The organism is Synechococcus sp. R55.2 (assembly GCF_047462075.1).
Classification (GTDB): domain Bacteria; phylum Cyanobacteriota; class Cyanobacteriia; order Thermostichales; family Thermostichaceae; genus Thermostichus.
Genome location: NZ_JANSIH010000082.1, coordinates 1 through 9,190 on the forward strand (window position 1 = coordinate 1; position 9,190 = coordinate 9,190).

Genomic DNA, 9,190 nt, shown 5'->3' on the forward strand with positions numbered 1-9,190 from the left:
CTTTTCCACCCGCCGGCAGGCTTGGGCATAGGCTTCCTCGGCAGCGTGGTGACGGGTATCGGCGAAGGCCACCACCCAGATCTTGCGCTTCACCTGGTCAAAGAGCAGGATGCTGTCCACCTGCATCAAAACGGCATCAGGGGGATCCCCCGGCTGCAGGGGGTGGATGGGCACCTTGGGCTCAATCCAGCGAATCAGCTCGTAGCCCCAGTAGCCAAACAGGCCGCCGATGCTGCTGGGCAATTCCGGCAAATGCACCGGCTCATAAGGCTGCAAGCAGCGGGCCAAGATGGCAAAGGGATCCCCTTGGTGGTGCTCCTGTCGGCCATCGCGGTAGCGCTGTAGGGCTTGATCTCCCCGTATTTCCAATACCCACAGGGGGTCGCAGCCCAGGAAGCTGTAGCGGGCTACCTGCTCCCCCCCCTCCACCGACTCCAGGAGAAAGTTGTAGGGCTGGCCAGCACAAACCCGATACCAGGCAGAAACCGGCGTTTCCAAATCCGCCACCCATTCCTGGTACACCGGGATAAAGTTGCCCTGCTTGGTGAGGGCAAGAAACTCCTTCAAGGGAGGGTAAATCATGGCCTGCAACTTTTGTGCTTTTCCTGACTCTACCCCAGACACGGGATCCCAAGGGCGTGTGGATCCCTCTGGATTGCCCGGTTGCAACAGCGCCGAAAACCATTAAGCTGAGAGCGGCTCTACTCTCGGGATCCCTTGCCATGCAAAACCCATCTCAGGTGATTCGCGAGCGCCTGCGCTATCAAGGCCACAAATACACCTTCGTCAGCCAGCGTTTGCGTTTTCCCAACGGCAAAGAGGGAGAGCGGGAGTACCTCATCCATCCCGGGGGGGTGGTGGCCGTGCCCGTCACTGCAGCAGGCAAGTTCGTCTGCATTCGTCAATATCGCTTTGCGGTTGCTTCCTATCTTTACGAATTCCCGGCAGGCACAGTCGAGCCAGGGGAGCATCCCGATGACACCATTCGCCGCGAGCTGGAAGAAGAAACGGGCCTGCGTGCCCATCGCTGGGATCCCCTTGGCCAATTTTATTTGTGCCCCGGCTATTCCAGCGAGATTATGTATGCCTATTTGGCGCGGGAGCTGGAAGTGCTGGATTCCCCTCCCGATAAGGATGAGGATGAAGATATTACCGTAGTGGAGTTTTCTGCTTCTGAGCTTACAGAAATGGCCCGTTTGGGAATGGATTTAGACAGCAAGTCCATTGCCTGCTTTTGGCGGGCCCAATTGTTTTTGGCTGCCGAAAAATAGAGCCCTCCGTCGGGGGGGGGCTGCCCCTTGCTCCTGGGGGATCCCTTTCAAATTGGCGGGGCGTCGTTCCAAGCCGACTTTGTTGGCTACAGAGGAAGCTCCAGGCTTTTCACCCTAACTTGGTAGCCCATTGCCAGGCGAGATCAAGGTGAGATCGAGGTTGCGTTCGACATAAAAGGGATCCCTGTATCCCGGCTGTTTGGTTGACTGGGAGAACCTTGGAGTCCTTTAGAATTTTAGGGGCGAGGAGTGAGGAAATATGCGGAAGCTGTTGTGTTCCTGTGGTCGAATAGCCTGGGGAGCGGCCTTGGCTGCCACTCTACCGGTTGCTGCTGTTCCTGCCTATCCCCAGCCTGTGCTTCCGCTGCTGCCGGTTCCTTCTGAGGGCGGCGCTGCTCGAGGTGGGGTTGTGGCTTTATTCAATCAATCCATTTGGTGGGATTTCATTCGCGGCAATCGCGGTGAAAACCTGCGCCTGTTCCCGGCCAGCCTAACCTCTCCATCTCGCCAGGATGTGGTGGCTGTGTTTCAGATTCAGCGGCAGCCCACCGTAGAGCCGGTGGTGCGCGTTCTCAGCTTCGAGCATCAGGGGGGGTATAGCTTTCGTCTGCTCCACACGGCTGAGCCGATCCCAGGACGGTTGGTGGAGGCTCACCTGCGCACGGACATTACCTCCAGCCCACAGCCCAAGTTGGTGCTCCTCACCGAGCGAGGGGGCATCAGCCTGCTGCGCTCTGTCTTGGTCTTGGAACACCGGCCTGAGGGACTTGTGCCACTGCTGAGCGTGACGGATCTGAGCAATGCCAGCCTGCGGGTCAGCCCGCAAGGGATCCTGGTCATCTCAAGCCCGCCAGGTGCCAGCCGTGATTTGAGGGCTACCCTCTACCAATGGGAGGGAGATGGCTTTGTCCGCCGAGATCTGTAATCTGCTGCGCGTCTGTCTGTCAGCGAGGTCTCGCGCGGAGCGGATGTCCGTCATGGCTATCGCTACCCTTGCCAGCAAGCTCCCAAGCTGGGGGCTTGTCCCACCTGCCAAAGGAACAGGCTTTCGGCCCCAAGGGGATGAATGCTCCAGGGATCCAGGCCAGACCCAAACCACCCATAGGGATCGACGGCAGCTGGTTGGCCGGAGTTGGTGTTGTCGAAGCGACGCACCTCGAAATGGAGATGGGGCCCGCTGGCACAGCCGCTGTCTCCCGATAGGCCGATGACTGCTCCTGCGGCCACCACTTGCCCCTCCTGCACCCCAACTTGGCTGAGGTGGGCGTAGAGGGTTTCCCAGCGGGGAAGGGTTCTTCTCTCTGCTCTCTCCCCATCGGAGAATTCTGGCTCGTGCAGAAGGCGCACCCGCAACCCCCTGACCGGTCGGCCCAAGCCGGGGCAAAAAAACTCCGGCTCCTCACGGGCCACGGTGACCCGACCGGCGGCAGCGGCCAGGATCGGGGTGCCCACCGGCATCTCCCAGTCATAACCGGCATGGCCATCGCTTTTGCCACAGGGGTGCAGCGGGTCGGGGATCCAAACCTGGCCTTGCCCACTCACAAACCGTCCGTTGCCATCCCTCTCCCCCAAAGGCAAGTCATGGTCGAAGAGGTTGGTGACAGGAAATTCCCCAACAAAGGGCTTGTGCAAAAACGGCCACTGGGGCGGCGGCGGATCCCCATAAGCAGAACGATATTTTTCCAGCTCCAGCCGATAGTCTTCCAGATCCTGACGCTGGGCGGGATCTTCCGTGTGCTGCTGCAACAGATCCACCAGCTGCAGGGCCTGAAGCCAGTCCTGGCGCTCCACAGCACGAGCCAACTGGGCGTACACCCCCACCCGGGATCCCTGCGGCGAAGACGGGGAGGAGACCTGAGGAAAAACGGGCGAGATGTTTACGAATTGATACAATAGACAGCAAAATATCAGCAGTGTCACCGTTAGCGGTGGTGACATCCCTGCCCAGAGGGCCATCCCAAGTAGGCCGGCCTGCAAGCAAGCGGGTTCATTCTTGGCTTCGGGCTCTCTCTTGGGGCCATCCGCTTTTTCCCTCAGCCGCCGTATGGGTTGCAAGGAGACAGAGCGGCTTCGCTTAACCACTCTTCGGGAGTTTCTCATGCGTTGGTTCTCGTCCTCTGGTGTTCTCGTCAGCCTGCCTTTCCAGTCTTCTGTTGGGCGAAGTGTTCTGCCCCTGTCTGGCTCGATTTGGCAGCGGCTGGAGGCCTTAGCTCTGGGTTTGCACATTCTGTCTTTGCTTTTTGGGTTGGCAGGGTTGCTCTGGGTTGTACCCCATCCTGAGTGGGTGGCCAGTTTGCCCCCCATTGGCATTCAAGCTTTCTCCTTGAGCATGGGCAATGGCGGCGTGGCCTACATGGTGTTCGGTGCGCTGGCGGCAGCTCTGATGGGATCCCGGCTGTTGGGGATGCGGCGCCTGTTGATGTTTTTGATCCCGGCGGTGGGCATTTCCTTGGGCAGTGAGCTGTTGGGTACCAGCACCGGGATCCCCTTTGGCAACTATGGCTACCTGAGTGGGCTGGGCTATAAGATTGCCGGGTTGGTGCCTTTTACCATCCCTCTGTCTTGGTTTTATGTGGGGTTGTCGTCCTATTTGTTGGCGCGTGTGGCTCTGCAAACCCAGCGCCACTGGTTGATCCACTTCGAGGCCATCATGTTGGGGGCCCTGCTGCTCACCGCCTGGGACTTCGTGCTGGATCCGGCCATGACCCGCGGCTTGATCCCGTTTTGGACGTGGTTTCAGCCGGGGCCCTTCTTCGGTATGCCGCTGCAAAACTTCGGGGGTTGGATGCTGACTGGGGCTGCCTTCATGACGGTGGCCAATCTGCTGTGGGGCGAGGATCAACCCATCCTTGACCGCCGCCAGTTGGTGGGGCCGCTGGTGCTCTATGTAGCTAATTTTGCTTTTGCCCTGTTGATGAGCCTGGGCTCCGGCATTGTTGCGCCGGCGGGGCTGGGCCTGTTGTTGGGGTTGGGGCCCGCTTTGGGGTTGTGGTGGAGTGCAAAGACCCCATCCCGCTATTGCGAAAGGACTCCGTCCCGCTATCGCGACCAGCCTGTGCCGCCTTCCCATCCTGAACAGGACTCCATCCCGCCATTGCAAGCGGTCGAGGGAGAGGCAGGTCAAGCCTGGGATACTTTGGAGGATCCCGGTTGGGTTGGCGCGAAATAAACTGGCCCTAACCTTTCCTCGGCGAGATCCCCCAGTTGTCCAGGCCATGAACTTTTGCAGCGACAATGTCACAGGCGCCTGTCCTGAGGTGATGGAAGCCCTGTTGGCCCTCAGGGGATCCGCCATGCCCTATGGAGGGGACGAATGCACAGCGCAGGTGCAAAGGCTGTTTGCCGAGATCTTCGAGCATGAAGTGGCAGTGTTTCCGGTGGCAACAGGATCTGCTGCCAATGCCCTGGCCCTTTCGGTGCTCACCCCACCCTACGGGGCGATTTATTGCCATCCCGAGGCCCACATCAATCTGGACGAATGTGGAGCGCCAGAGCTGTTTACAGGTGGGGCCAAGTTGGTGGGGATCCCAGGGGAACAAGGCCGTATCGACTGGGGCAACTTAAAAACGGCCCTGGAGCGGGCGGGGTTTGGGGTGGTTCATCACGTACAACCTGCCTGCCTCAGCCTGACCCAAGCCACCGAGGCTGGCACCCTCTACTCCTTGGAGCAGCTCAGATCCTTGGCGGATTTGGCCCATCACTTTGGCCTTAAGGTGCATATGGATGGGGCCCGCTTTGCCAATGCCCTGGTTGGTTTGGGCTGCACCCCTGCCGAGATGACCTGGAAAGCGGGGGTGGATGTGCTGTCCTTTGGGGCCACCAAAAATGGAGCCTGGGCTGCGGAAGCGGTGGTGTTTTTTCATCCAAATCAGGTGGGCGATTTTGAGTTTCGCCGCAAGCGCAGTGGCCATCTGCTCTCGAAGATGCGCTTTTTGTCTGCCCAATTGCAGGCCTATCTCCAGGATGGGGTGTGGCTGCGCAATGCCCGCCATGCCAACGCGATGGCCCAACGGTTGGCGCAGGGACTGGGATCCCTGCCGGGAGCCAAGTTGGTGTATCCTACCGAGGCCAATGAGGTTTTTATCGAGCTGCCGGAGCCGGTTCTCCAGGCCCTAGAGGGAGCGGGGTTTCGGTTTTACCGCTGGCTGGGGGAAGGTCACCACTTAATCCGCCTGGTGACGGCTTTTAACACTTTGCCCGCAGATGTCGAGCGCCTCTGCCAGGTGGCCCAGCAAGCCAGCCATTCGCGCTCGCGATAGCAGTGCGGAGCACTTTAGCGGGACGGAGTCCTTGCAGCTGACCGGGGATCCCCCTGGCCAAAGGCCTGAGCATCCCAAGGGATCCCTGAAGGCTGTTCATCGGCTGGTCAATCCTTAAAGTGGGTGCTGTCGCGACCGGGCTTTTTCTCCAGGCAGGGCGAGGCGGAAGTCGATCCCGTTTTCTTCGAGTTGTCCTGTAGCAAACCGATCAGCAGGCAGGCCACCCCAAGGTTGATGGCCACATCGGCCACGTTGAACACCGGAAAGCGGATCCAGACCCAATTGAAAAAATCCACCACATAGCCGTTGACGAAGCGGTCGATGCCGTTCCCCACGGCTCCTGCCCACACCAAGCCATAGCCGGCCTGTTCCCATCGGCCCAGGATCCCGCCGCGAATGGCCAGCAGCGCCAACGCCAGCGCCACCCCCAGCGAGATCCACTTCAAGAGCTCTGCCGAATCTTCAAACAGGCTCCAAGCAGCGCCGGTATTCTCCACGTAGGTGAGGTGAAACACCCCTGGCCACAGCTCAATCTCTGGCCCCGGCAGCAGCCGTTCCACTGCCCAGTGCTTGGTCGCCTGATCCAAGATCACCCCCAGGATCCCGGCCAGCCAAAAGCCTTTGTTTTTCATGTCGTCTTGGCCTCAATCACGTCCACCGGCAAGAGCGCCCCGATGAGCACTTTTCCCATCCTGACATGCTGCTCTTCTGCCGGCTCATTGCCCAGAAGCTCAAGGGCGGAGCTCTGGACTCGAAGTTGGGCCTGTAACGGGATCCAACACCGGTGAGTGGCCTCAGAAGCGATTGGCCGCCTCTGGCTTGAGAGGAGCAGCAAGAAAACCGTCCAGCTTAGGCAACTGGACGGGGATCCCCTGGGGGTGGACAGGATTGGCTACCGCCCCTGCTGCTCCAGGGAGCGGCGCAATTCGCTGGCCATCTGCATGAACTCTTGCGGGTTGCCCGCTTTGCCGTAGGAGGAGCGATCTTGAACCTTTTTGCCGCTGCCTTGGCGGGTGCGGGTGCTGAGCAAAGAGCTGGCCATTTCCATGAACTTGGCAGGATTTCCCTCGCTGCTGCCCCGCACGAGAGGGGCGCGTCCGGCACGAGTGACAGCCATAGATACCTCAATTTTCACAAATGAAATGCTTGTTACATTTTCTCACAAGGGCTCTGCGATCAACCAGGGCCAGCGTTTCTTTGCTGTTACAGCGACTCCGGCCAATGCTTGGGGATCCTTCTAAGCCGCAAACCTTGCCTGAGGTTGGAAAGAGCCATCAGCGAGTTGAGGTTTTCTCTTGAGTCCAATGATGGGTCAGCCAAATGGGGAGCACCGTCAGGCCGATCACCCCCAGAGCCACCACGCTGATCACCGGGCGCTGCCGAGGCTTGGTGAGCTGGCTAAACACCCAAATCGGCAAGGTTTGCTGCTGGCCGGCGGTGAAGGTGGTGACGATAATCTCATCGAAAGACAGGGCAAACGCCAGCAGGGATCCCGCCAATAGGGCCGAGGCCAGTTCGGGCAGAAGGATGTACCGAAAGGTTTGCAGAGGATTGGCCCCCAAGTCGGCAGAAGCCTCCAGTTGAGAGCGTCCCATGCGGCGAAACCGGGCCAGCACGTTGTTGTACACCACCACCAGACAAAAGGTGGCATGGCCGATAACAATTGTCCAAAAGCTGAAGGGGATACCCAGCAAATGGATCGCCGAGCGCAAGGCAATCCCGGAGACAATACCTGGCAAGGCGATGGGCAGCAACACCAAAAACGAGATCGTCTCGCGGCCAAAAAATCGGCTGCGATAGACTGCTGCTGCCGCCAGGGATCCCAGCACCACTGCCACTCCGGTAGCCAGCAAAGCCACCCGCAAAGACAAAAACAAGGCCCGCCAAATATCGGCCCGCCCCCAAGCCACGGCAAACCAGCGCCAGGTCAGCCCCGGCAAAGGGAAGCGCAAGGTCGCCTCATCGGGGCTGAAGGCATAAAGGACGATCACCAGCAGAGGAAGATGGAGAAAGAGCAGCACCCCCAGCGAGAACAGGATCCAAAGCCATTGGCCGATGGGAAAAGGGCGAATCGGCATGGATGAGGGAGAATACAGAGCTGGATGGGGAACAGTCTACAGGTAGAGAAATGGTCTGTGAAATAGCCTTGTAGGGAAGCAGCCTTTGGCAAGGACTTTAGATTGCTTGGCCGACTTTGGAGCTCCAGTCGAGCAGAGCATCCCAAACCCAGATTAAACTCGCAGCATGATCGCGTTTTTAAGCGGCCACCTTGTGGCCATCGAATGGGGAGAGCGCAGCAGCCTCACCGTTGAGGTGCAGGGGATCGGCTATCGCGTCAAGGCCCCAGGACGTTTTCTCAAGCAACTGCCCGCAGTGGGGGAGCCCGTCCGGGTGTTCACCCATTTGGTGGTGCGAGAGACTGAGCTGGTGTTGTACGGGTTTGGCTCGCCAGCTGAGCGGGACTTGTTTGTGGAACTCATCAAAGTCTCGGGGGTGGGGCCGGCTTTGGGCTTGGCCCTGCTGAATACCTTCAGCCTGCCGGAGCTGGTGCAGGCGGTGGTGACCGAAAATGTGCGCCTGCTCTCCCTCACGCCGGGGGTAGGCCATAAAACGGCCCAACGGCTGGCCCTGGAGCTGAAAACCAAGCTGGCCCACTGGCGACAGGGGGTGGGAGTTGCGGATCAACCCTTGGCCGGGGGGCCGCCCATGCCCATCCGAGAAGAGGTGGAAATGGCCTTACTGGCCCTGGGCTACAGCACTCAGGAAATTCAAGCTGCCTTGCAAGCTCTGCCCACTCACCCCCGCCCAACGGAAGACTGGCTGCGGGATGCCATCACCTACCTGAGCCAGCAGCCATGAAGCACCGCCGCATTGCCATTCTGGGCGGAACCTTCAACCCTGTGCACCATGGCCACTTGATCATGGCAGAACAAGCTCTTTGGCAGTTTGACCTGGATCAGGTGCTGTGGATGCCCGCCGGGGATCCCCCCCACAAGCCTCTGGCCCCTGGCGCCAGCAAAGCCGACCGCTTGGCGATGGTCAAGCTGGCCATTGCCGACCACGAGCGCTTCGCCTGCTCAGAGCTGGAGATCCGCCGTTCGGGGCGCTCCTACACCATCGAGACGCTGCGCACCCTCATCCAGGAGCAACCCAATACCCAGTGGTACTGGATCATCGGCGTGGATGCTCTGCGGGACCTGCCCCAGTGGTATCAAGCGGAAGAACTGGCCCGCCTCTGCCATTGGATTGTTGCCCCACGGGTGGATGCCGGCGATGCCGCCCAGGTGCTGCAGGCGGTAGCCGAAAAGTTGCCTATCCAAGCCCAAATCCTGGAAGCTCCCACCCTGACGCTCTCTTCCACTTACCTAAGGCAGCAAATCCAAAAGGGAGGGTCTATCCGCTACCTGGTGCCCCCTGCCGTGGAGCACTACATCCGGCAGCACCGCCTCTATCTGCAGCCCTAGTTTCCAATTTCTTCCAATTTCTAGGGATCCCCCCGAAGGGGGAACTGAATTTGTAGATGTTGAAGATTTGTTAGTTTGAACATGTTTCCAATTTCTAGGGATCCCCCCGAAGGGGGAACAGGAAGGTTGGGATCGTATTGGGGAACAGAGTGAAAGGTTTCCAATTTCTAGGGATCCCCCCGAAGGGGGAACGGGT

Annotated in this window: 10 protein-coding genes and 1 pseudogene; 6 read left to right on the forward strand and 5 right to left on the reverse strand. The window is 59.5% G+C overall.

Annotated features, from left to right (window positions below):
* A pseudogene (locus NW838_RS02940) lies at positions 1-582 on the reverse strand (anthranilate synthase component I); the annotation flags it as partial.
* Between the two features lie 140 nt (positions 583-722).
* On the opposite strand from NW838_RS02940, the gene NW838_RS02945 reads away from it, so the two are divergent.
* Together NW838_RS02945 and NW838_RS02950 are read left to right on the forward strand one after the other, a co-directional pair.
* A complete protein-coding gene (locus tag NW838_RS02945; protein ID WP_011432186.1) occupies positions 723-1,271 on the forward strand; it encodes an NUDIX hydrolase in 549 nt (182 codons plus the stop codon).
* Between the two features lie 307 nt (positions 1,272-1,578).
* On the forward strand, positions 1,579-2,196 hold the full coding sequence (locus NW838_RS02950; RefSeq protein WP_414374941.1) for a hypothetical protein: 618 nt from the start codon (positions 1,579-1,581) through the stop codon (positions 2,194-2,196).
* 62 nt (positions 2,197-2,258) lie between these two features.
* On the opposite strand, the gene NW838_RS02955 is transcribed toward NW838_RS02950, so the two are convergent.
* Positions 2,259-3,209, reverse strand: coding sequence for a M23 family metallopeptidase (locus NW838_RS02955; RefSeq protein ID WP_414357250.1), 951 nt, complete (start codon positions 3,207-3,209; stop codon positions 2,259-2,261).
* A gap of 160 nt (positions 3,210-3,369) precedes the next feature.
* On the opposite strand from NW838_RS02955, the gene NW838_RS02960 reads away from it, so the two are divergent.
* Both NW838_RS02960 and NW838_RS02965 read left to right on the forward strand, forming a co-directional pair.
* Positions 3,370-4,440, forward strand: coding sequence for a carotenoid biosynthesis protein (locus tag NW838_RS02960; RefSeq protein ID WP_414427475.1), 1,071 nt, complete (start codon positions 3,370-3,372; stop codon positions 4,438-4,440).
* The gene (locus NW838_RS02965; RefSeq protein WP_414427476.1) at positions 4,427-5,530 is read left to right on the forward strand and encodes a threonine aldolase family protein; all 1,104 of its coding nucleotides are present in this window, start codon (positions 4,427-4,429) and stop codon (positions 5,528-5,530) included. Before NW838_RS02960 ends, NW838_RS02965 begins: the two co-directional genes overlap by 14 nt.
* A gap of 107 nt (positions 5,531-5,637) precedes the next feature.
* On the opposite strand, the gene lspA is transcribed toward NW838_RS02965, so the two are convergent.
* From lspA to NW838_RS02980, 3 genes are all read right to left on the reverse strand, one after another.
* Entirely contained in the window at positions 5,638-6,162 is a 525-nt protein-coding gene (lspA, locus tag NW838_RS02970; protein WP_414357254.1) for a signal peptidase II, read from the reverse strand.
* A gap of 260 nt (positions 6,163-6,422) precedes the next feature.
* Positions 6,423-6,647, reverse strand: coding sequence for a hypothetical protein (locus tag NW838_RS02975; RefSeq protein WP_414357256.1), 225 nt, complete (start codon positions 6,645-6,647; stop codon positions 6,423-6,425).
* Positions 6,648-6,804: 157 nt separating this feature from the next.
* Positions 6,805-7,608: an ABC transporter permease gene (locus NW838_RS02980; protein ID WP_414427477.1), complete on the reverse strand. Its 804-nt coding sequence runs from the start codon at positions 7,606-7,608 to the stop codon at positions 6,805-6,807.
* 166 nt (positions 7,609-7,774) lie between these two features.
* On the opposite strand from NW838_RS02980, the gene ruvA reads away from it, so the two are divergent.
* Together ruvA and nadD are read left to right on the forward strand one after the other, a co-directional pair.
* Positions 7,775-8,389: a Holliday junction branch migration protein RuvA gene (ruvA, locus tag NW838_RS02985; RefSeq protein WP_414357260.1), complete on the forward strand. Its 615-nt coding sequence runs from the start codon at positions 7,775-7,777 to the stop codon at positions 8,387-8,389.
* The gene (gene nadD / locus NW838_RS02990) at positions 8,386-8,994 is read left to right on the forward strand and encodes a nicotinate-nucleotide adenylyltransferase (RefSeq protein ID WP_414357261.1); all 609 of its coding nucleotides are present in this window, start codon (positions 8,386-8,388) and stop codon (positions 8,992-8,994) included. The genes ruvA and nadD overlap by 4 nt, the downstream gene beginning before the upstream one ends.
* Positions 8,995-9,190 lie beyond the last annotated feature (196 nt).

Coding starts and splice junctions, on each gene's coding strand:
- lspA (WP_414357254.1), bottom strand. CDS start 6,162: ATGAAAAACAAAGGCTTTTGGCTGGCCGGGATCCTGGGGGTGATCTTG.
- nadD (WP_414357261.1), top strand. CDS start 8,386: ATGAAGCACCGCCGCATTGCCATTCTGGGCGGAACCTTCAACCCTGTG.
- NW838_RS02980 (WP_414427477.1), bottom strand. CDS start 7,608: ATGCCGATTCGCCCTTTTCCCATCGGCCAATGGCTTTGGATCCTGTTC.
- ruvA (WP_414357260.1), top strand. CDS start 7,775: ATGATCGCGTTTTTAAGCGGCCACCTTGTGGCCATCGAATGGGGAGAG.
- NW838_RS02960 (WP_414427475.1), top strand. CDS start 3,370: ATGCGTTGGTTCTCGTCCTCTGGTGTTCTCGTCAGCCTGCCTTTCCAG.
- NW838_RS02945 (WP_011432186.1), top strand. CDS start 723: ATGCAAAACCCATCTCAGGTGATTCGCGAGCGCCTGCGCTATCAAGGC.
- NW838_RS02975 (WP_414357256.1), bottom strand. CDS start 6,647: ATGGCTGTCACTCGTGCCGGACGCGCCCCTCTCGTGCGGGGCAGCAGC.
- NW838_RS02955 (WP_414357250.1), bottom strand. CDS start 3,209: ATGTCACCACCGCTAACGGTGACACTGCTGATATTTTGCTGTCTATTG.